The organism is Flavobacterium sp. (genome assembly GCF_049318185.1).
Taxonomy (GTDB): domain Bacteria; phylum Bacteroidota; class Bacteroidia; order Flavobacteriales; family Flavobacteriaceae; genus Flavobacterium.
Window position 1 is genome coordinate 26,818 of the sequence record NZ_JBMOGV010000001.1, and the last position, 21,843, is coordinate 48,660.

The 21,843-nt window shown below is 31.5% G+C and carries 18 protein-coding genes and 1 tRNA gene; 10 read left to right on the forward strand and 9 right to left on the reverse strand.

Going from position 1 to position 21,843, the window contains the following annotated elements; genetic code table 11:
- The first annotated feature begins 7 nt into the window (after nt 1–7).
- The gene (gene rodA, locus ACOYLT_RS00120; RefSeq protein WP_422851800.1) at nt 8–1,267 is read left to right on the forward strand and encodes a rod shape-determining protein RodA; all 1,260 of its coding nucleotides are present in this window, start codon (nt 8–10) and stop codon (nt 1,265–1,267) included.
- A gap of 76 nt (nt 1,268–1,343) precedes the next feature.
- Here the strand turns inward: rodA and ACOYLT_RS00125 are convergent, their stop codons facing one another.
- Entirely contained in the window at nt 1,344–3,527 is a 2,184-nt protein-coding gene (locus ACOYLT_RS00125; protein WP_422851801.1) for a carboxy terminal-processing peptidase, read from the reverse strand.
- A gap of 208 nt (nt 3,528–3,735) precedes the next feature.
- On the opposite strand from ACOYLT_RS00125, the gene surE reads away from it, so the two are divergent.
- The 4 genes from surE to ACOYLT_RS00145 are packed head-to-tail and all read left to right on the forward strand — an operon-like array spanning nt 3,736 to nt 8,389.
- Nucleotides 3,736–4,506 carry a 5'/3'-nucleotidase SurE gene (gene surE / locus ACOYLT_RS00130; protein ID WP_422851802.1) on the forward strand — a complete coding sequence of 257 codons (771 nt, stop codon included), beginning with the start codon at nt 3,736–3,738 and terminating at the stop codon, nt 4,504–4,506.
- Nucleotides 4,507–4,555: 49 nt separating this feature from the next.
- Nucleotides 4,556–5,668, forward strand: coding sequence for a lipid-A-disaccharide synthase (gene lpxB / locus ACOYLT_RS00135; protein ID WP_422851803.1), 1,113 nt, complete (start codon nt 4,556–4,558; stop codon nt 5,666–5,668).
- Nucleotides 5,669–5,716: 48 nt separating this feature from the next.
- The gene (locus tag ACOYLT_RS00140) at nt 5,717–6,319 is read left to right on the forward strand and encodes a C40 family peptidase (protein ID WP_422851804.1); all 603 of its coding nucleotides are present in this window, start codon (nt 5,717–5,719) and stop codon (nt 6,317–6,319) included.
- Between the two features lie 39 nt (nt 6,320–6,358).
- A complete protein-coding gene (locus tag ACOYLT_RS00145; protein ID WP_422851805.1) occupies nt 6,359–8,389 on the forward strand; it encodes a ComEC/Rec2 family competence protein in 2,031 nt (676 codons plus the stop codon).
- 9 nt (nt 8,390–8,398) lie between these two features.
- Here the strand turns inward: ACOYLT_RS00145 and ACOYLT_RS00150 are convergent, their stop codons facing one another.
- The 8 genes from ACOYLT_RS00150 to ACOYLT_RS00185 form a co-directional block, all read right to left on the reverse strand.
- Nucleotides 8,399–8,893 (reverse strand): thioredoxin family protein, encoded by a 495-nt coding sequence (locus ACOYLT_RS00150; protein ID WP_422851806.1) that lies wholly within the window; start codon nt 8,891–8,893, stop codon nt 8,399–8,401.
- Nucleotides 8,894–8,947: 54 nt separating this feature from the next.
- Nucleotides 8,948–10,459 carry a peptide MFS transporter gene (locus tag ACOYLT_RS00155; RefSeq protein WP_422851807.1) on the reverse strand — a complete coding sequence of 504 codons (1,512 nt, stop codon included), beginning with the start codon at nt 10,457–10,459 and terminating at the stop codon, nt 8,948–8,950.
- 2 nt (nt 10,460–10,461) lie between these two features.
- On the reverse strand, nt 10,462–12,120 hold the full coding sequence (locus tag ACOYLT_RS00160) for a peptide MFS transporter (protein ID WP_422851808.1): 1,659 nt from the start codon (nt 12,118–12,120) through the stop codon (nt 10,462–10,464).
- A 75-nt stretch (nt 12,121–12,195) separates the two neighbouring features.
- Nucleotides 12,196–13,719 (reverse strand): peptide MFS transporter, encoded by a 1,524-nt coding sequence (locus ACOYLT_RS00165; protein ID WP_422851809.1) that lies wholly within the window; start codon nt 13,717–13,719, stop codon nt 12,196–12,198.
- A gap of 57 nt (nt 13,720–13,776) precedes the next feature.
- Nucleotides 13,777–14,307 (reverse strand): ORF6N domain-containing protein, encoded by a 531-nt coding sequence (locus ACOYLT_RS00170; RefSeq protein ID WP_422851810.1) that lies wholly within the window; start codon nt 14,305–14,307, stop codon nt 13,777–13,779.
- A 7-nt stretch (nt 14,308–14,314) separates the two neighbouring features.
- A complete protein-coding gene (locus ACOYLT_RS00175; RefSeq protein ID WP_422851811.1) occupies nt 14,315–16,483 on the reverse strand; it encodes a S9 family peptidase in 2,169 nt (722 codons plus the stop codon).
- A gap of 226 nt (nt 16,484–16,709) precedes the next feature.
- On the reverse strand, nt 16,710–17,135 hold the full coding sequence (locus ACOYLT_RS00180) for a TIR domain-containing protein (protein WP_422851812.1): 426 nt from the start codon (nt 17,133–17,135) through the stop codon (nt 16,710–16,712).
- Between the two features lie 502 nt (nt 17,136–17,637).
- Nucleotides 17,638–17,710 (reverse strand) — tRNA-Phe (locus ACOYLT_RS00185).
- 99 nt (nt 17,711–17,809) lie between these two features.
- Between ACOYLT_RS00185 and ACOYLT_RS00190 the strand changes: the two genes are divergently transcribed.
- From ACOYLT_RS00190 to ACOYLT_RS00210, 5 genes are read left to right on the forward strand one after another with little or no spacing between them, the layout of a single operon-like run.
- Nucleotides 17,810–18,538 carry a type III pantothenate kinase gene (locus ACOYLT_RS00190; protein WP_422851813.1) on the forward strand — a complete coding sequence of 243 codons (729 nt, stop codon included), beginning with the start codon at nt 17,810–17,812 and terminating at the stop codon, nt 18,536–18,538.
- Complete coding sequence (locus ACOYLT_RS00195; RefSeq protein ID WP_422851814.1) at nt 18,535–19,806, forward strand: hypothetical protein; 1,272 nt, start codon at nt 18,535–18,537, stop codon at nt 19,804–19,806. Before ACOYLT_RS00190 ends, ACOYLT_RS00195 begins: the two co-directional genes overlap by 4 nt.
- An 11-nt stretch (nt 19,807–19,817) precedes the next feature.
- Nucleotides 19,818–21,092 (forward strand): tetratricopeptide repeat protein, encoded by a 1,275-nt coding sequence (locus ACOYLT_RS00200; protein WP_422851815.1) that lies wholly within the window; start codon nt 19,818–19,820, stop codon nt 21,090–21,092.
- A complete protein-coding gene (lptC, locus tag ACOYLT_RS00205) occupies nt 21,092–21,643 on the forward strand; it encodes an LPS export ABC transporter periplasmic protein LptC (RefSeq protein WP_422851816.1) in 552 nt (183 codons plus the stop codon). Before ACOYLT_RS00200 ends, lptC begins: the two co-directional genes overlap by 1 nt.
- A gap of 2 nt (nt 21,644–21,645) precedes the next feature.
- Nucleotides 21,646–21,843 (forward strand): hypothetical protein, encoded by a 198-nt coding sequence (locus ACOYLT_RS00210; RefSeq protein ID WP_422851817.1) that lies wholly within the window; start codon nt 21,646–21,648, stop codon nt 21,841–21,843.

The window sequence follows — 21,843 nt, forward strand, 5'->3', positions numbered from 1 at the left end:
TCGAAAAATGAAAAATCAGAGTGTAACGAATAATTTGGATTGGATAAGTGTAGTTATCTATATTACATTGTTAATAATGGGTTGGCTCAATATTTATTCTTCTTCACTATCAACCATTGCAGAAGAAACTTCTATTTTTGATTTCACTCAAATTTATGGAAAACAATTCATGTTCATCTTGTTGACCATACCAGTAGTCTTTATTGTACTTTCTGTAGATGGAAAATTCTATGAAAAATTTTCAAGTGTTATATATGTAATTGGATTATTATCCTTAGCTGGATTATTTGTCTTTGGAAAAACTATTAAAGGACAAGCCAATTGGTATTCGTTTGGCTCTTTTGGTTTACAACCCTCTGAGTTTGTTAAAGCTGCAACTGCTTTGGCTTTAGCAAAATATTTAAGTGATGTTCAAGTAAATTTAAAAGATACTAATCGGCAAATTCAAGCACTTGGAATTCTTGGGTTACCCATTTTGTTAATTTTACCTCATGATCCAGGGAGTGCTTTAATTTATAGTGTTTTTATTTTAGTTTTATATAGAGAAGGTTTGCCATCATGGTATGTTTGGACAGGATTTATTGCATTAATCCTTTTTGTCTTTGCCTTAATTATAAAACCTCTTGTGTTAACAGGAATTGCTTTAGCAGCTATTATTTTTATTTATTACAGAAGTAGAATTATAAATCGTAATTGGATACTTAGCAGTATTATTTTCGTAATGATAGGTGGTTTTGTTTTTTCTGTAGATTATGTTTTTGAGAATGTATTTAAACAACATCATCGCGATCGTTTCAATATACTTTTAGGCAAACAAGTAGATATGAAAGGTATTGGTTATAATAGTAATCAGTCTGAAATAGCAATCGGATCGGGCGGTTGGTTTGGAAAAGGATATCTTGAAGGAACGCAAACAAAAGGTGGTTTTGTGCCAGAACAACATACCGATTATATTTTTACAACCGTAGGTGAAGAATGGGGTTTTATTGGCTCTTTGTTTGTTATTGCTTTATTTGTTTGTTTAATTATACGGATTATTTATTTATCGGAACGACAGAAGACCAAGTTCAGCAGAGTCTATGGCTATTGTGTTGCTGGAATTTTATTCATACATTTCTTTGTTAATATAGCTATGGTTATTGGTATTTTTCCAACTGTTGGAATTCCGCTTCCGTTCTTTTCTTATGGGGGTTCAGGTTTATGGGGATTTACCATTTTACTTTTTATTTTCCTAAAAATGGATGCTAATAAAGTAAACGAGTGGTAATATTATAATTGAATATTAAAATATTTAACAAAAAAATACCGCTGATTAGCGGTATTTTTTTTATTGGAAAGCTATTTTAGGACTTTACTACTTTATCTTTTTTAACTTTAGTAGTTAATCCTTTACCATTTTCAGATTGTAAATCGTTTAATATATGAATAGCCTCTTCTATATATATATCTTTTGACAAGCTTTCATGCCATCTATCTCTTTTCTCTTTAAGAATAGAATCTTTTGACATCGCTTCTAATTCATAAGGTAGAGATTTGAATTCAAATATGTTTTTGTAGTCCGCAATTGACTTATATTTTTTGTTTTTTTCTTCTAAAGATTTTTGTTCTGCCTTAAATTTATCAATATTTAGGCTATAAACATTTTCTTTATTTCTATCATCGAGCCACTTAGCATTTTCATCAATCAATTTCATTTGTGGATTAGCTTGCATTCGGGTTTTACTTTTTGAAATAGCCAAATCAAAATTGTTTTGTTTGTTCCAAACTTGATAATCAGCAGGATCAATTTTATCCCATGGCATAGCATTATCCATGTCTTTTTCACCCATTTTAAGATAGGAATATCTATCTGGAATAGCAATATCACTCTTCACTCCTTCTAACTGAGTAGAACCTCCATTTATTCTATAGAATTTCTGAGTAGTTGTTTTTAATGCTCCTAAATCTCCATAGGTACTTCCACGAACAAATTGATTTAAATCAATAACATTTTGTACTGTTCCTTTTCCATAGGATTGCTTACTACCTATTATAACTCCTCTTTTATAATCTTGAATTGCAGCAGCTAAAATTTCTGAGGCTGATGCTGAAAATTCATTTATCATAATTACTAATGGTCCATCCCACTGCACTTTTATGTCTCTATCATAAAGCACTTCTTTTTTTCCGGCAGATGATTTAATTTGAACAATTGGTCCTTGCTCTATAAACAAACCAGCAATATCAACAACAGTTTTTAATGAACCGCCACCATTATCTCTTACATCCATCACAATTCCTTGAACACCTTCTTTTTTTAATCTTTCTACTTCAATGGCAACATCTTTACCTGCATCACGACTATTTTGATCTTCAAAATCAATATAAAATTTTGGAAGATAAATAACGCCATATTTTAGTCCGTCCTTTTCTACCACACTAGATTTTACATACGTTTCTTCAATTTCAACCTGATCTCTTATAATAGTAATTACTTTGATTGCGCCATCTTGTCTTTTTATGGTCAATCTAACTTCAGTCCCTTTTGGACCTTTAATTTTTTTAACTACATCATCCAATCTCATACCTACAACATCTATAGGTTCAGCATCTGCTTGAGCAACTTTTAATACTATATCTCCTGCTTCTAGTTCTTTTCCTCTCCATGCTGGTCCGCCTGAAATCAATTCAGTTATTTCTGTGAAATCTCCTTTCTTTTGCAAACGTGCACCAATGCCTTCTAACTTTCCACTCATACTAACATCAAATCGCTCTTTTTCACTTGGTGCCATATAGGAAGTGTGAGGATCAAAACGAGAAGCAATAGTATTCACATATACTGAAAACCAATCTTCTCTATCTAAATCCGCAATAAAATTAAAATTGTCATTCAATGAATTTAGAGTACTCTCTCTTGTTTCTTTTTCTAATTGTTCAAATGTTTTAGGCTCTGATTTTTTTGTTTCATCTTTATTTTTTAATTTATCTTCTTCCAATTTTTGTTTTTCAACCAAGGAAGATAAAGCCGATAATTTAACCTGCAAACGCCATCTTTCTTCTAATTCCTCTTTAGATTTAGCAAAAGGTATTTTTTCATAATCGGTATTAAAATTCTCCACTTTTTTATAATCAAAAGGTTTTTCTAGAGCGGTTTTATAATAGCTTTTACTTTGCTCCATTCTTTGCATTAAACGATTATAAGTCAAATCAAAAAAAGTTAAATCTTTATCTTTTATTTGTTCATCTAATTTTGTTTCATAGCTAGAAAACTCCTGTATATCTGATTGCAAGAAAAAACGCTTAGAAGGATCTAAGGCATTCAAATAATCTTTATAAACCCCTTTAGAAAATGCGTCATCAATAGCAGCAGGATTGTAGTGCCCCTTTTCGATTACAAAAGTTAATAACTCAATAAGTAATTTATCTTTTTCTGGATCTGTTGGATTTTGTTTTGGAATAAGAGTAAAACTCACCAACCCTACTGATAATAGTGCAATTATCAATAGTATTTTATAGTTTCTTTTCATAAATTGAATTATATTATTCATTAATTTTTTGGTCTAAATTAATCAAAAAACTATCCTATATGTTTCTTGAAAAGATAATTTTTTGTTAAAAAAAGTTGTTGAAATTGATATAATGAGATTAACTCACCAAAGTTATTAAAAATGTAGCTTTATAAAACTTTAAAAAAAGTTAATTTTGCAATCTGACAGTTAATTACAAAAACTATGCTATAATTTATAAATTAAAAAAATGATTTCTAAACCAACTATCTTAGTTACAAATGATGACGGCATAAATGCTCCAGGAATTCGTGCCTTAATTGCTGTAATGGCAGAAATAGGTGAAGTTATTGTTGTTGCACCAGATAGTCCTCAAAGTGCAATGGGTCATGCTATTACCATAAACAGCACTTTATATTTAAATAAAATTTCAAAACAAAATGCTGTAATTACTGAATATAGTTGTTCTGGAACTCCGGTAGACTGTGTAAAATTGGCAGTCAATGAGATTTTGAAAAAGAAACCTGATTTATGTGTGTCAGGTGTTAACCATGGTTCAAATGCTTCGATTAATGTAATATATTCAGGAACTATGAGTGCGGCTGTTGAAGCAGGAATTGAAGGTATTCCAGCCATAGGGTTTTCATTATCAGACTATGATTGGAATGCAGATTTTGAAACTATTAAACCTTTTATCAAGAAAATTGCTTTGGAAGTTTTAGCAAAAAAAATGATGGAAGGCACAGTTTTGAATGTTAATTTTCCAAAATTAAAACAAGAAGACATCAAAGGAATAAAAATTTGCAGACAAGCAAAAGCTATTTGGATGGAGAAATTTGACAAAAGACAAACTCCCTATGGCAAAGATTATTATTGGTTAACAGGAGAATTTGTTAACCAAGACAAAGGAGAAGATACCGATGAATGGGCTTTGGCAAATGGTTATATTTCTATTGTGCCAGTTCAGTTTGATTTGACAGCTCATCATGCTATTCAACATTTAAATTCTTGGGATTTATGACAATTGAGAGCGAATGCTTTTTATTCATATAACAAATAGGTAAGTAGAAATGAAATACTATATCATAGCAGGAGAAGCTTCAGGCGATTTACATGGTTCAAATTTGATGAAAGCATTGTATCTTCAAGACACCAATGCAGAAATTAGATTTTGGGGAGGCGATTTAATGCAAAATGTAGGCGGAACTTTAGTTAAACATTATCGTGAATTAGCTTTTATGGGTTTTGCTGAAGTAGTAATGAACTTGAAAACTATTCTAAACAACATCAAAATTTGTAAAGACGATATAGTACAATTCAATCCAGATGTAATTATTTTTATAGATTATCCTGGCTTTAACATGAGAATTGCCAGATGGGCTAAACTCAAAGGAATAAAAACCCATTATTATATCGCACCACAAATTTGGGCTTGGAAAGAAAATAGAATTAAAGCCATTAAAAGAGATGTTGACAAACTATTTGTTATCCTTCCATTTGAAAAAGATTTTTTTGAAGTAAAGCATAATTTTCCTGTTAATTTTGTGGGTCATCCTTTGATTGACGCTATTCACAATAGAGAAAAAACAGATGAAGTTTCTTTTAGAAAAAATAACAATCTTGATGAAAGACCTATAATTGCCATTCTTCCAGGTAGCCGAAAACAGGAAATTTCAAAAATGCTAAGTGTAATGCTAAGTATTGTAGATGATTTTAATGATTATCAATTTGTCATTGCAGGTGCTCCAAGTCAAGATTTTCATTTTTATGAACAGTTCTTGACCAATAAAAATGTAAAATTTATTGCCAATAAAACTTATGATTTATTAACCATTGCAAAAGCAGCATTAGTAACATCGGGAACTGCAACTTTAGAAACTTCATTATTCAAAGTACCCGAAGTAGTTTGCTATAAAGGAAGTTGGGCTTCCTATCAAATTGCAAAACGAATTATTACTTTAAAATATATTTCGTTGGTCAATCTTATCATGGATAAAGAGGTGGTTACAGAACTTATACAAGATAAATTCAATACAAAAAATTTAAAAAAAGAACTTTCAAAACTTTTGGAAGATGACTATAGAAAAACACTATTAGAGGATTATGATGTGCTAGAAACCAAACTGGGCGGTATTGGTGCCAGTGAAAAAACTGCTAAATTAATCCTAAAAAACCTCAAATAGTTGTTATTAAATTTTATAAATAGTAGTTTTGCCACAATACAATTTTGGATGAAAAACATATTTAAAATAGCACTTTTTTCTATTGTTTGCATAAGCAATTCATTTGCCGCAAACAGTTTGAATAACTCTATATTAAGTTTTAAGTATGATTATCATTATACTACTTCTAATGATACTATAAAAAATAGTAAAACTGATCCCAAAAAAAAGACAATACTTAACAATAAAAACGAAGACGACATCATTATTGATGATGAAAATGACAACTATTTTGTTAAACAATTAATCAATGTTGCTTCAGACAATTTAGGTATTGTTTATCGGGCTGGAGGAACTTCAAAAAACGGATTTGATTGCTCTGGATTAGTATTTACTACATTCAAAAAATTCGATATTACTTTGCCACGTTCATCAAATGAAATGGCAGAGGTTGGTCTTAAAATTGATTTAACAAATGCCAAAAAAGGAGATTTAATTTTCTTCATAAACAGAGGACAGAAAAGAATAAATCACGTGGGTATAGTGTCGGAAGTTTGTGGTGATGAAGTAAAATTTATTCATTCTTCAACTCAAAGTGGTGTTGTAATTTCTTCTATAAAAGAGCCTTATTATCAAAGAACTTTCGCTCAAATCAACAGAATTATAGAATAATTTTTTTGTTAAAAACATTTTTTCGTGTAATTTAGTTACATGAAAATTCTCCAATTTCCATTAACAAAAATCTCTTTAGCCTTTATTTTTGGGCTGTTGTTTTTTCAATACTATAAACCTTCCCCAATTATAGTGTTTGGAAGTTTATTAGCTTGCATAATTTTAGTGCTACTATTTCATTTTAGTCATCAAAATAAAAGAATTATAAGACCTCTTTTTGGTGTTTTTATTTTACTTACTTCTTTTCTTATCGGAATTTCAACTGCTGTTTTTCATAAAGAAACATTTAATAAAATTCATTACACTAATCAAATTAGAAACTATGAAACACCACATCTTTTAGAAGTAACGGTCAATGAAAAAATAAAAAAAACTCAAAAAAATATTCGATTTATAGCTTCCTTACAGAAATTAGACAATAGAACAAGTTTTGGGAAAATTATTCTCAACATTCGCAAACCAAATAAAATAGATACTTTAAAAATTGGAACAAGACTTAAAGTCATTGGAGCCATTTATAAAAACAAAGGTGCTTTTAATCCAAATCAATTTGACTATGGTCGATATCTTGAAAAACAAGAAATATATGCTCAAGTCTATACAGATAAAAAACAAATAAAAGTTATTGGGAACGAAACTTCAGTTTGGTCAATGTTTTCAAATTTCAGATCTAAAATCATTAATAATCTGGAACTTTCTAATTTCAAAAATGACGAATTAAATATTCTTATTGCTTTATTGCTCGGACAACAACAAGATATATCCCCTGAAATTTTAAAAGACTATCAATATGCTGGTGCTGTTCATGTATTATCTGTTTCTGGACTACATGTGGGATTTATATTGCTATTCATCACTTTTATTTTGAAGCCATTATCCAATTCAAAAAGAAATTCTTTTTTAAAATTAATTATCATTTTAGCCTCTTTATGGACATTTGGAATATTGGCTGGATTATCAGCCTCTGTGGTCCGTTCGGTGGTGATGTTTTCCTTTGTTACCATTGGGAACAATATCAGAAGAACAGTAAATATATATCATACACTATTGGTTTCTATGCTTTTGATTTTGCTTTGGAGACCATCATTTTTATTTGATATTGGTTTTCAATTAAGCTATTTAGCTTTGTTTTTTATTCTTTGGCTACAACCATTACTTGCTACAATTTGGCAACCAAACAATAAAATCATCAAGTACATTTGGGATATTATCACTGTATCTAGCGCAGCACAAATTGGCGCTATGCCTTTGAGTATTTATTATTTCCATCAATTTCCTGGATTATTTTTTGTTACGAATATTATCGTGCTGCCTTTATTGGGTATTATAATGGTTTTTGGGTTGCTCGCTATAATTATTGCTTGTTTTGCAAAAATTCCTTTTTTAGTGGCTAAACCTTTAGAGTTTTTGATTCAATTTTTGAATAATATTATTCATTGGGTTGCTACTTTTGAAACATTTATCATCAAAAATATTTCGTTTAATAAAGAAATGCTTTTGGCATCCTACTTGGTGATTATATTAGTTATTCTTTGGTTTAAGAGGCCTAATATTAAAATAATAACATTTGCTTTAGTAAGTATTCTTATGCTTCAAAGTATATTTATTTTCAGCAAATACACAATTAAAAACTCTAGTGAATTAATAATCTTCAATGCTAAAAAATGCAGCATTATTTCTGAAAGAAAAAATGATTTAGTTACCATCTATAGCAACGATAGCATATTAGAAAATGTGGATTCAAATTTGGCTATTCAATCCTATTTGGTGGGCAATTTTTGTAAAATAAAAGAAAAAAGAAATGTTGAAAATCTACTTTATTTTAAAAATAAAAAGATACTTATCATAGACAGTTCTAATGTTTATCTTGATGATAAAAAGCCTGATATTATAATTATAATTAACTCACCAAAACTAAATCTGGAACGACTATTTAGAAAATGGAAACCAGAGCAAGTGGTGGTTGATGGATCGAATTACAAAACCTATATCAAAATTTGGGGGGCAACTTGTAAAAAAGAAAAAATCCCTTTTCACAATACTAATGAAAAGGGATTCTATAAAATTTAAAGGATTGAATTAAGATTTTTTATTACCTAAAATTTGATCTGCACTAGCTAACCAAGCACTTGGTCCACCAGCAACATATCCTGTACTTCCTAATTTTTCAAGGTTTATTTTACCCTCTTTTCTAGTGGCGTTAACAAACCAAACCGTTGGATAACCTTGCACAGCAAAAGTTTGTTGCAATTCCATATTTTGTTTTTGAATTTCTGCCGGTTGCGGTGTTCTTTTTGGATAATCAAGCTCTACCAAAACCACATTATCTTTTGCCCATTTTTCAAACTCTGGCGTTTTAAATACTTCTTTTTGCAAACGCATGCACCATCCGCACCAATCGCTTCCTGTGAAAAATAACAATAATGGCTTCTTAGTTTTTTTGGAAATTTCCATAGCTTTATTCATGTCTGTTTGCCATGTTAATTGCTTCGCCTGTTCGCTTTCGCTCGAGCCTTGTGCTTGTATCGTTAAACTTCCTAAAACTAGGAATAACGTTAGTGCTAATTTTTTCATGATTACTTTATTTTTTTTACAAATATATACAAAAACAATACCAAATACTGTCTGCTATCTTACTTCTTGCATCAATTTTTTGACAAAAGGTGAAATTAATAGTAAAACTATTCCAGCTAGTAACGCATAGACAGCCAATTGCTTATAACCATCAGCATAGACAATTAATTTTTCAAGATTGGAAGAGTTTTCAGAAGCTTCAGCAATATTAGCCCCAAGCAATCCAGCAAAATATTGTCCATAAGCACTGGCTAAAAACCACATTCCCATAATTACGGCTTGAAGTTTTTGTGGCGATAGTTTTGTCATCGCACTCATGCCTATTGGAGACAAACACAATTCACCAAAAGTGATAACAAACCAACCAAAAGTGAATAATCCTAATGAAGTTCTTCCATCTGGCCCAGCAAAAAATTTAGTGTAATAAAATATCCAAAAACCAGCAGCAAGAAATAAAAACCCTAGTCCAAACTTAACAACTGTATTTGGTTCTATTTTCTTTTTTGCCATCCAAATCCATAAAATTCCTAACAAACCTGCAAAAATAATTACAAATAAAGCTCCAGATGAATTATTAACCCCGTTAGGATCAACTTCGATACCTAGAAGCTTGATTTGTAAATTATTAGCAGCAAAAAGACTTAGCGATCCACCACTTTGTTCATAGAATGCCCAAAAGAAAATTGAAAAAATAATAAATACCAAAGCTGCCAAAAGTTTTTTATTTTCGGTAGCAGAAAAATTACGCATTTCATAAAACAAATAAAGTATAGACGCTGGACCGATAATCATCATAAAATAATCGGTGTAAACGGTATTGGCTACCATTAAAATAATAATTGGAATTAATGCTAATGAACCTATATAGGTCAATACTTCATAACCTTTTCTTTTAGATTTTTCGATATTCAATAGAGGAGACAATCCAATCTCACCCAAACTTTTTTGGGTTTGTGTAAAGGTTAATATACTAATAAACATAAGAATTGCTGCAAAACCAAAGGCATAATTCCAACGAAAGTTTTCAGGAACGAATCCTGACCAAAGATTACCATTCGCTACTGCAATACAAACATATCCGCCAAGTAGTGCTCCAAGATTAATTCCGGCATAGAAAAGCGAAAACCCTGCGTCTCGCCTTACATCACCGTCTTTATATAATTGGCCAACCATGGATGAAATGTTAGGTTTAAAGAAACCCGTACCAACAATTGAAAACCCAATTCCTGTAAAAAATAATTCTTTTGGACTTACGGCTAAAATCACACTCCCTATTATCATCAAAATGCCACCCCAAAAAAGCGACTTTCGTAATCCTAAAATTTTATCTGCAAACAAACCACCAATAAAAGTAAAGGCATACACCCAAGCTTGTGTGGCACCATATTGTAAGTTTGCAGTTGTCTCATCCATTTTAAGTTGGCTTACCATAAAAACGGCCAACATTCCGCGCATTCCATAGAAACTAAATCGTTCCCACATTTCGCTGAAAAATAAATACCAGAGTTGTTTTGGATATTTTCCTTTAAAATTTTGAATTTGTTCTATAGTTTGATTTGCTTCCATAATTAATTTATTCCGTGGTCTTTCATTACTTTATTTAAGTTTTTTACAAGAGCAAACATTAGTATTGTAGCAAATAGTAAAAGTCCAAAATTTATCCAAAAGAAATTGGCTTTGTCATCATATTGATCCCACATGCTAGCTAAAACACCGCTTAATTTATTTCCGATGGATGTGGCTAAAAACCATCCTCCCATCATTAAAGCAGTTATGTTTTTAGGAGATAATTTAGAAACTATGGACAATCCCATTGGACTTAAAAATAATTCTCCAATAGTTATTACTCCATAATTAGCAACTAGCCACCAAACGGATACTTTCTCGGTTCCATTATTTCCAATATGAACTGCGGCAACCATTACCAATACTGATAAAGCAGATATTAATAATCCGAAGGCGATTTTGGTTGGAGTTGATGGTTCTTTTTTTCTACTTCGTAAAAAAGTAAAGAACGCAACAACCAATGGTGTTAAAATTATCACCCAACCAGGATTGATGGATTGGCTCAAATTAGTTGCCCAAAGTGACAATGTTGCTCCTTCTTGTGGCAGTTTTTCTTTTTCAACATTTCTGAAATAAACCGGATAATTTACTTCTTTTTTTACCACACCGTTTTCTTTTTGAAGTCGGAAACTAGCATCATATAATTCCGTTGAATCCTTTTTAAATTCTACATCTTTTGATAATTTTAAAGTACTAAAAACAGCTTGAGTATTTCCAGTAATTTCTCTATCAGTATATCTGTCAGCCCAAGTGTTTAATGCAGAACCGTTTAATTTAAATACTGCCCAAAACAAAATTACGACGGCAAATATGGAAAGCAAAGCACCAATCGGTCTTTTTTCTTCGGTTTTGGCTTTGAAATACAAACTTCCGTAAAAAATAATTATTGGAATACAAGCAAAGATAAAAGCATCGGTACTATCGGAACCAAAAATGTAACTATTGAGATTATCATCAGATTGAACCCCTTTTATCAACCAGCCAATAACTCCAAAAACTACAGAAGGTAAAAGAATAAATAATACAATTTTAAAAAATGGCATATCGCCTTGTTGGATTCCTTTCTTTTCGGTTTTATCGCCATAGTGTTTTGTTCCGATTAAAAAAACAATAACACCAATAAACATTCCAACTCCAGCTGCCATAAACGCGTATTGCCAACCTAAAAGAATTTGCAATGCAGCGCCAAAGAAATTACAAATAAACGCGCCAACATTAATTCCCATATAGAAAATATTATATCCCTCATCTTTCTTGTCTTTGTATTGATCGTCGTTGTAGAAATTACCTAGCAAAGTTGAAATATTAGGTTTGAAAAATCCGTTACCCACAATTACTAAAGTCATGGCAATATAAAGCATCACGATATCATGGATTCCCATCATAAAATAACCCACACCCATCATTAAGCCACCAATAACAATAGATTTTCTATAGCCCAAATACCTATCGGCTACCAAGCCACCAACAAATGGTGTTAAAAATACCAAGGCAATAAAAGTTCCGTATAAATCGGACGCTTCTTTTTCTGTCATGGCAAAACCAGCTTCGACATCTTTAAGGTATAAAGTAAAAATCCCAATCATTAAATAGTATCCAAAACGTTCCCACATTTCGGACAAAAACAAATAAGGCAGTGCTTTAGGATGACTTTTCCACATAATAGTTAAGTTTTAAAAAAAACCTCCAAGGAAAGTTGGAGGTTTGAAAGATATAAAATTATTTTTAGAAAGAGTTTATCTGTTTTCAACTTCTAAATCAACACCTTCTACATGATCATTGTGCATTCTTTTTTCTAACCAAGAGCTTAGTACAAAAAGAATTGCTGATGCTACACCTGACATTATTATAAATAGAACAAAAAACTCATATAAATTAGTGATTTGAAAACCTATAAATGAGGTTGCTCCACCAGTTCCGTCTTCTCCACCAGGAATTAATGCACTCAGTGTTCCTGCAAATTTATTTGCTGCAGCATTTGCTAAAAACCATGTACCCATCATTAAGGAAGATAAACGTAAAGGTGCCAATTTTGAAACCATTGACAATCCAATAGGTGACAAACATAATTCTCCTATAGTATGAATTACATATAAACCTATTAACCACCACATAGATACTTTTTCTCCAAGTCCTAATCCTTTAACAGCAATAGCAATAACAACATATCCCATAGCTACTAATCCTAGACCTATTGCCATTTTTTTTGGCGATGATGGTTCTAACTTTCTAGCATATAAAAATCCCCAAACGATTGTCATTATTGGTGCAAGTGCAATAACTGCTAAAGGATTCACCGATTGAAAATAAGAGGCAGGCATTTCCCAACCAAATAAAGTTCTTTCTGTTTGTCTATCGGCAAATAAAGTTAACGAAGCACCAGCTTGTTCAAACGCACCCCAAAAGAAAATCACGAAGAAAGCCAAGATAAAAATTACAGTTATTCGTTGTGTTTCAATTTTTGATAAACTTTTATCGCTAAAAATTAAAATTGGCATGGCAACCATTGCACCGTAAATAAAGTAGCTGATGATATCTAAATCACTTTTAAACATTTGTTTAAAATTCAACATAAAGAAGATTATGGCGATGGATCCAATTATCATTCCAACACTCTTAACATCTAATTTTTTTACTGGTAAACCAATTTCTTTTCCCTCTTCAGAAATAAGATATTTTTTTTGACCAAGAACAAATGCAACAAGTCCTATCAACATGCCTACTCCAGCAGCTAGAAATCCCCATTTGAAATCCATAGATCCACAAACTAATGGCGAAAAGAAAGCACCAAGGTTAATTCCCATGTAAAAAATGGTGAAGGCGCTATCAATTCTTCTGTCATTGGCTGGATACAATTGACCAACCATTGTAGAAATATTTGGTTTAAAGAAACCATTTCCAATAATAATGGCTGTTAATCCCATCCACATTAATGAAACTCCACCATTTACTCCAGCAGAAGCGCTAAAGAACATAAAAAACTGACCCATTGCCATCAATAATCCTCCAATAACAATACTTCGTCTGTTTCCTAAAAATTTGTCACACAAATAACCTCCCAAAAGTGGCGTTAAATATACTAATCCGGTATAGCTTCCATAAATTTCAGAAGCATCTGCATCTTTCATTAATAATACTTTAGTCATAAAGAGAATGAAGATTGCTCTCATTCCATAATAACTAAATCGTTCCCACATTTCTGTAAAGAAAAGAAAGTACAATCCTTTTGGATGTCCTGTTTTTACTGTTGTTTCACTCATAATATTGGTTTTTGTTTGTTTTGGTTAATTGTAATTTTCTTTTTTAAATCTAATTCTTTATTTATTATATCCAATTTTATATCTTTCGCTTTGAGTTGCAATTTCTTTATTTTCTGTCATTAAACATTGAATTGCTTCAAAGATATCTTCAAATTGACTATCATATTTACTTTCTAAATCTTTTATTTGGGTTTGTAAATTTTCTATATTCAAAAGTGTTCTTCTTAACGCTACAAAAGCTCTTACGATTGCAATGTTCATTTTTCTGGCTTTTGGACTTCTCAATACACTGGCCAACATGGTAACTCCGTGTTCGGTAAATGCATAGGGTGGTGCGCTCTTATTTCTTTTTGATGCGATCACAGTTTGTGATGGCATTAACGTAAACATTGACGATGCAGTCATTTCTTCCCATTCCTCTTTTGTCAACCTAAACATAAAATCCTCTAGAAAACTATTGGTATTTCTTTTAATCGCTTGATTCAAAACACGCGTTTCAACTTCGTATAGTTCAGCCAAATCATAATCAAGCATTACTTTAATGCCATTTACTTCATATATTTTATCTTGAATAGTTACTAAATGCATGAACGATTTACAATTTCTCTTTGATAAAAGTAGTCATTTTGTTGTACAATTGAATTCTGGTTTTTCCACCATAAATTCCGTGGTTTTTATCGGGATAAATGGCCCAATCAAATTGTTTGTTGGCTTGTACTAAGGCTTCAATCATTTGCATACTATTTTGAACATGCACATTATCATCGGCTGTGCCATGAATTAGGAGAAAATTTCCTTTTAACTTACTCACATGATTAATTGGTGAATTATCATCATATCCACTAGCATTTTCTTGCGGAGTTTGCAAATAACGTTCCGTGTAAATGCTATCATAGAAACGCCAATTGGTAACTGGAGCTACAGCAACAGCCATTTTGAAAACATCGGCACCTTTTAATATACAATTGCTTGACATGAATCCGCCATAAGACCAGCCAAAAATACCAATTCTTGTTTTATCAACATAGGAATAGTTTCCTATTACTTTGGCAGCGTCTATTTGGTCTTCTACTTCCAGTTTCCCAAGTTGGTTTTGAGTGCATTTTTTAAAAGCTGCACCTTTATACCCTGTTCCTCTTCCATCCACACAAGCGACGATATAGCCATGTTGTGTTAACATCATAAACCAATAATCATTGGTAGTGTTCCATTTATTATTCACTTCTTGCGAGCCAGGACCAGAATATTGGTACATAAAAACGGGATATTTTTTATTGGCATCAAAATCGGTTGGTTTGATCATCCAAGCATTAAGTTTGTTGCCTTTTTCGGTGGTGAGTTCAAAGAATTCTTTAGTTGGCAGATTGTATTTTTTTACTTTTTCGGCTAACGTTTTGTTATCAATAATGGATTGGATTTGTTTCCCATCATTGGTACTGTTTAACGTATTGATTGTCGGTTGACTTGAACTAGAAAAAGAATTGATAAAAAATTGAAAATTTGGACTAAAAGTAGCGCTGTTTGTTCCTACTTGCTGTGATAGTTTCAGTTTGTTTTTACCATCCAATCCTATTTTATAAACGTCTCTAATGGTTGAACCGTTTTCTACGGATTGATAGTAGATCGTTTTATTTTTTTCGTCAAAACCATAATAAGCCGTTACTTCCCAATTGCCCTTGGTGACTTGGTTTTTCAGCTTTCCTGTTTTATCATATAAATAGATGTGATTGAAACCGTCTTTTTCCGATGTCCAGATGAAGCTGTTGTCTTTTAGAAAAGTCAAATTATCGGTAACGTCAATATAGGCTTTGTCTTTTTCGTTCAAAACTACTTTTGAAGTTGCCGTTGTTCCATCAATAAAAAGCAAGTCTAAATTATCTTGATGACGGTTTAAAATTTGAGCAGCAAGCACATTAGCATCGTTAGTCCATTTTATTCGTGCAATATAAAAATCATTATAATTGCTCAAATCAACCGTTTTTGAACTACCGGAAGCAACATCATAAACTAGTAGCGCCACTTTTGAATTTTTTTCACCCGCTTTTGGATACTTAAATGTTTCAACCGTTGGGTACATTTCTTTCTTGAAAATGTTCATCGAGAACTCTGGAACTTCACTTTCGTCAAAACGAATAAAGGCAAGCTTTTTACTATCGGCACTCCAATCAAAGGCTTTTACAAAAGCGAGTTCTTCTTCATAAACCCAATCCGTAATACCGTTAATTATGCTGTTCTTTATACCATCGGTAGTGACTTGAGTAGTTTTTTGGGAAGCAATATCATAGATGAAAAGATTATTTTCTTTTGCAAAACCTATTTTCAATCCATCTGGTGAAAATGTAGGTTGTTGCACTTGTTCCAGTATTTTGGTCAACTTTTTTGTATCTCGGTTGTACAGAAAAAAATTGGCAGTGAAGGAATAACGGAAGATTTGATTGGAATTATTTGCCAATAATACTTGTTTCTCATCTTTGCTAAAAACAAAACTATCGATTCCGTCTGCAAGTTCCGGAAAGCTTTTAGTATCAATTATTGTGTTTACTTTTTTTAAGGTGGCAAAATCATACAAATCAATTTGTGAACTTCGTGTAGCTCGATCGAAATTGAGCACGGCATATTGATTAGTATTTTTCATGGCGAATAATTCATCCATGGTTTCCAGCCGAAAAGCACCTGAATATATTTCTTCAACAGTTAGTTTTTGTTGCGCTACTGCTGAAAAGCAGACCAATAGAAATAGAACGATGGAAAGTTTTGATTTCATTGCAAAGTTTAATTTTAAAAACTTTCAATTTTAGTGAAAATTTTATAAATAACCGCATGTTTTTGTGTTAAAAGCACATTTAACCTAGTAATAAAGTAAAATGTTGGAAGTGTGTTTTTAAACCTGTCCTGCAAAGAGTATCCAATAATATGCAGCAGAAGTTTATGTAATAAAGTATCTTAAAATGAAAAGACCAAGCTTGAAAATTTAAGATAGTTGACTCATTTTATGCTTCGAGAATGGCTTTTATAATTGCCTCAACAGTTAAGTTTTTTGCCCAAACTATTTCCGAATTTAAAATCTCTTGTGGTGAAACAAAAGAAGGATTAATTTTTATGGCAATTAATTTATTTCCATTTTTTTTACTTTGTGCTAATTCAAAATTTATCCAATTTTTATAACCAATCTCTATGTAGTCATTATTCCAAGAATTGGCATACTTACCAATAATACAAAGAGTATATTCTGTCGTATTTATTTTTTTTGTTAAGCCAGCTTTAACTGCAGGAATTTCGGATGTCTTTATTTTAGAAGTTAATTTATCATTGAAAGAAATTTCAAATAGGTCATTAGCACTTAAAGCATTCAATAAAAATTTGTAATCCTTGTCATTTTCATAATCAAAGCTGATGAAAATTGATTTTTTGGTCATTATATTTTATTTTAAATTAATTTATTTTTAACATGTTAGTTTCTTATGTCTTCCTATGACTTGCTAATAAATTATTTATTGGCAAATATTCAAATTCCTTTGCTCTCTCAAATTAATATAATTTTAAATTATAGTTAAGTTAAAAGGCTATTTAAAAGGTTTTAAATTTCAAAAATAAACTTGGTAAATATATTGAGTTCTAAAATATTTCTTTTTAATGCAGATTAAAAAATGAATTAATAAACATTAAATTTTCTTGCCCTGAAAAAGCGTTACCAAAAAGTGTAAAATACAGATCGGAAGTCTAGTAATGTTTTTAGTAAGCAAAGGGATTTACTTCATCGTATTTCATTTCACGTTGACGATGGGAAGGCACTATAATAAACTTTTAAGTATTTAAATATAGTTACAGATTTTGTAAACAAATTGAAAATTGTTTTACACAATGTTTTTAAAGAAAACAAAAAACCCTTGAAAATCAAAGGATTATCAAGGGTTTAAGTGGTACCTCCAGGAATCGAACCAGGGACACATGGATTTTCAGTCCATTGCTCTACCAACTGAGCTAAGGTACCTTTTTTGATGAGGGTGCAAATATAGAACGATTTTTAATTTATCCAAAACAAATACTAAAAAAAAACTATTCGTACCTTAGCCCTATCAAAAACATATATATGCTTCTAGCCATCGATGTTGGAAATACCAGAATTAAAGCCGCTTTATTTGAGGCAAATACGCTTGTAGAAACCTTTGTTTTTGGCAAAGAAGAATTTATTTCTCGGGTAGCATTTTTTTTGGAATTGCATCCAAAAATTAAAACTATTGTTCTAGCAACTGTTGGAAATTTTGAAAAAAAGCTGCTTTCAAGTTTTGAAAATAGACTTTCAATTGTTCATATTTCACATGAAAGTAAGTTCCCTTTTCAAAATTTATATACCACTCCCAATACACTCGGAATTGACAGAATGGTTCTAGCAACTGGGGCGGTTATAACATTTCCTGCTCAAAACAGATTGATTATTGACGCTGGTACTTGCATTACTTATGATTTTGTAGATGAGAACAATAATTATTTGGGTGGTGGTATTTCTCCTGGATTACGCATTCGATATGAGGCCTTACATCAACAAACTGCAAAATTACCACTGTTATCAAAAACTTATCCCGAAAATTTCATTGGAAATTCGACTGAAGAATCAATTCATTCAGGTGTTGTAAATGGTGTAATTCATGAAATTAGTGGGTTTATTGAAGAATATAGAAACCAATACGCTAAATTTATCATAATTTTAACGGGTGGCGATGGAGTATTTTTGGCTAAACGATTAAAAAATACCATATTTGCCAATTCAAATTTTCTGCTTGAAAGTTTGAACCAAACTTTTCAATACAATCAAAAATGATTAAAAAAATTATAGTAAGCTGCTGTTTACTTATTTCATTAGCAACATGGGCGCAAGAAGGAACATCATCTCCTTATTCTTTTTACGGAATTGGTGATGTTAAGTTTAAAGGAACTGTTGATACACGATCTATGGGAGGAATTGCTATTTTTCCTGACAGCATTCACATCAATCTTCAAAATCCTGCTCAATTTGCTAGCTTGAAACTATCTAGTCTTACTATTGGTGGTACTTATGCCAATTCTAAAACAAAATCTGAAACGCAAGAAGAAAAATCTAGAAGAACCACTCTAGATTATCTTGCTGTTGGAATTCCAGTTGGAAAATTAGGTATTGGTTTTGGGCTTGTTCCTTATTCCTCTGTTGGCTATAAAATTGGAAAAACAGTATATGAAACAAATAGTGCCGGTGATACCCTGCGAGCTATTTATTCCAAGTATAACGGTTTAGGTGGTGTTAACAAAGTTTTTATAGGTGCTGGATATAAAATCACTAAGAAAATAAACTTTGGAGTTGCTATTCAATATAATTTTGGAACGATTACGACCACCAATTTGCGTTACCAAAGTGATGTTCAATACGGAACTAGAGAAAATAATTCTTCAAATGCTCAAGGGTTTAACATTGATTTAGGTTTGACCTACCAAACCAATGTAAACAAAAAACACTCTTTCTTCAGCAGTTTAACTTATACACCACAATCAAACCTAAAATTTGGAAATTCTAGAAGTATAGACATTATACAATTTTTGAGTTCAGGTGCTGTAAGTGTAATAGAAACAGAAGAGGCAATAGTTGCTAATACTACTATAAAATTGCCTTCAAAATTAACTTTTGGAAATGGTTTTGGTGAAGTCAAAAAATGGTTAGTTGGTGCCGAAGTAACTTTATTGAATAATAGTGTGCTATCCAATCGTTTTGTTGATATTAATGGGGCAACTTTTGAAAACGCTACTCGTTACAGTTTAGGCGGTTATTTTATCCCTAATTACAACTCTTATTCAAGCTATTTTAAAAAGGTAACATACAGAGGTGGATTGCGATATGAAAAAACTGGACTAGTAATTCAAAATCAATCCATAAACGATTATGCAGTTAATGTTGGTTTTGGTTTACCTTTAGGAGGTACTTTTTCTAATATTAATATTGGTCTTGAAATGGGCAAAAGAGGTACAAAATATAACAATTTAGTAGAAGAAAACTATTTCAATATCAGTTTAGGTCTTTCACTAAGCGAAAGATGGTTTGTGAAACGTAAATTCGACTAAACCCTAACATTATGAAAGCTATTTTTTCTTTATTGGGTCTATTCTTAGTTATCTCAATCAATGCTCAAAAATTTGATTGTTCAGCAAAAATAACAACCTATCAAGAATTATTTCTAGCTCAGAATATGTCTGAGACTTTTGACACATGGAGTGAAGTAAGGAAAAAATGCCCAAAAGAAAGTGAAACGATTTATAATGATGGCTTCAAAATACTGCAATTTAAAATAGATAATGCAGCCAATGCTGAAGAAAAAGAAACTTGGGTTCGCGATGAACTAAAGCTTTATGACCAATACCATATAAACTTTCCATTAACCACTTCGGACTACGAAGTAAATAAAGCCATGGCTTTGTATGATAATAAGATAGACGCTAAAGAAGAAATCTTCGGTTTATTACAAAGTGGTTTTGCTAAAGCTTCCAACCATATCACCAATGCCAGTGCCATATACACCTATTTTAGCCTGTGCTTTGATAAATACAAAACTGGTGATAAAAAATTCACTGCTGAAGTAGTGCTCGACAAATATATGCTCGTCAATTTCATGCTTACCCAATTGCAAGTGTCTAATGCTAAAAAAATATCTGAATACAAAACTGCACAAAGAGGAATTAATGCACTAGCAAGAGATTTGGCTACTTGTGATAATTTAGGAAATTACTACACTAATAATTACTCCAAACATTCCGAAGATGTTACTTGGATAACAACCGCATTGACCAATCTTTCAGGGAAATGTAGTGCTAAGCCAATATTCAACACTATGGCTGAAAAGCTTTATGCTGTTAAAGTCACCTCTGAGTCAGCCTATTTTATGGCAGCAGCTTCCACAAAGCAAAGAAAGTTTAAAGAAGCTATTGCTTTTTATAATGAAGCAGCTGATTTAGAAACAAACCCCATAGAAAAAGCAAAAATATACTATACTTTAGCAACAGGATTATTAGCAAACGACATGACTAAATCCAGAGAAAATTTAAATAAAGCTTTAGCATTTGATCCAAAAATGGGTAAAGCTTACATATTCTTGGCACAACTTTATTCCGATGCCGCTGAAAAATGTGGTCAAACTGATTTTGAGAAGAAAGCTATATTTTACCTGGCCCAACAAACAGTAAAAAAAGCAGGAATGGCTGATTCAAAATTAAAGCAAACTGCTGATAAAATGAGTGAAGATTATACTAAAAAAGCCTTAACCCAATCGGAAATCAAAAAAGCAAAAATGAACGGAAAATCAATAAAAATTGATTGTTGGATTAACGAAACCATTACTTTTCCTTCTAAATAATGAGATATTTATCTAGAAATAGAATTCCCTTTTTGTTAGCACTTTTATCTTGTATGACAATTATATCTTGTGAAAGCAATTTTCGTGATGTCCAAAAGATGAGTGTTTCTGAATTCACACCTAGTAGCGATGCAGATTCCATCAATTTAAAATATACTGATTCAGGAAGAATAACCGCCAATCTAGTTAGTCCTAAAATGCTAGATTATGCCACAGTTAAATTTCCTTTTACTGAATTTCCAATAGGAATGCATCTTACCTTATATGATAAGAACGGAAAAGAAACCTATATTGAAGGCAACTATGCTACATCTGATAAGTCAACCAATATCATTGACTTACAAGGGAAAGTAAAAATATCCAATCAAAATGGCGAACAACTGGAAACAGAGCAATTGTATTATGACCAAAAGAATGAATGGTTTTTTACCGAAAAAAAGTTTAAATTTACTTCACCAAAAGGAGTTTCCTATGGAGAAGGAATTGATTTTAGTAAAGATTTCAAAAAAGTAAATTCACAAAAAATATCAGGACAAGTTCAATCAGAATAACTATGAATTATTTAAAATTTACCCAATACGCCTATTTAATCGCAGGAATTCTTGTTGCTATTGAAAGTTATAATCAATACCAAGCTGGCAATAATGATAAAGCCATCATCATGGGAATTTTTACCCTTGTTGCCATTTTTATGTTCTTCTTCAGAAGAAATTTTGCTAAGAAATTTGCAGAGCGAAATAAAAAATCATAA

Excerpts from the sequence above, each read along its gene's own strand:
- ACOYLT_RS00180 (WP_422851812.1), bottom strand. The coding sequence starts at position 17,135 with ATGACCAAAAAATCAATTTTCATCAGCTTTGATTATGAAAATGACAAG.
- ACOYLT_RS00200 (WP_422851815.1), top strand. The coding sequence starts at position 19,818 with ATGAAAGCTATTTTTTCTTTATTGGGTCTATTCTTAGTTATCTCAATC.
- ACOYLT_RS00140 (WP_422851804.1), top strand. The coding sequence starts at position 5,717 with ATGAAAAACATATTTAAAATAGCACTTTTTTCTATTGTTTGCATAAGC.
- lptC (WP_422851816.1), top strand. The coding sequence starts at position 21,092 with ATGAGATATTTATCTAGAAATAGAATTCCCTTTTTGTTAGCACTTTTA.
- ACOYLT_RS00170 (WP_422851810.1), bottom strand. The coding sequence starts at position 14,307 with ATGCATTTAGTAACTATTCAAGATAAAATATATGAAGTAAATGGCATT.
- ACOYLT_RS00150 (WP_422851806.1), bottom strand. The coding sequence starts at position 8,893 with ATGAAAAAATTAGCACTAACGTTATTCCTAGTTTTAGGAAGTTTAACG.
- ACOYLT_RS00195 (WP_422851814.1), top strand. The coding sequence starts at position 18,535 with ATGATTAAAAAAATTATAGTAAGCTGCTGTTTACTTATTTCATTAGCA.
- ACOYLT_RS00125 (WP_422851801.1), bottom strand. The coding sequence starts at position 3,527 with ATGAATAATATAATTCAATTTATGAAAAGAAACTATAAAATACTATTG.
- ACOYLT_RS00190 (WP_422851813.1), top strand. The coding sequence starts at position 17,810 with ATGCTTCTAGCCATCGATGTTGGAAATACCAGAATTAAAGCCGCTTTA.
- ACOYLT_RS00175 (WP_422851811.1), bottom strand. The coding sequence starts at position 16,483 with ATGAAATCAAAACTTTCCATCGTTCTATTTCTATTGGTCTGCTTTTCA.
- ACOYLT_RS00145 (WP_422851805.1), top strand. The coding sequence starts at position 6,359 with ATGAAAATTCTCCAATTTCCATTAACAAAAATCTCTTTAGCCTTTATT.
- ACOYLT_RS00210 (WP_422851817.1), top strand. The coding sequence starts at position 21,646 with ATGAATTATTTAAAATTTACCCAATACGCCTATTTAATCGCAGGAATT.
- ACOYLT_RS00165 (WP_422851809.1), bottom strand. The coding sequence starts at position 13,719 with ATGAGTGAAACAACAGTAAAAACAGGACATCCAAAAGGATTGTACTTT.
- ACOYLT_RS00160 (WP_422851808.1), bottom strand. The coding sequence starts at position 12,120 with ATGTGGAAAAGTCATCCTAAAGCACTGCCTTATTTGTTTTTGTCCGAA.
- rodA (WP_422851800.1), top strand. The coding sequence starts at position 8 with ATGAAAAATCAGAGTGTAACGAATAATTTGGATTGGATAAGTGTAGTT.
- lpxB (WP_422851803.1), top strand. The coding sequence starts at position 4,556 with ATGAAATACTATATCATAGCAGGAGAAGCTTCAGGCGATTTACATGGT.
- ACOYLT_RS00155 (WP_422851807.1), bottom strand. The coding sequence starts at position 10,459 with ATGGAAGCAAATCAAACTATAGAACAAATTCAAAATTTTAAAGGAAAA.
- surE (WP_422851802.1), top strand. The coding sequence starts at position 3,736 with ATGATTTCTAAACCAACTATCTTAGTTACAAATGATGACGGCATAAAT.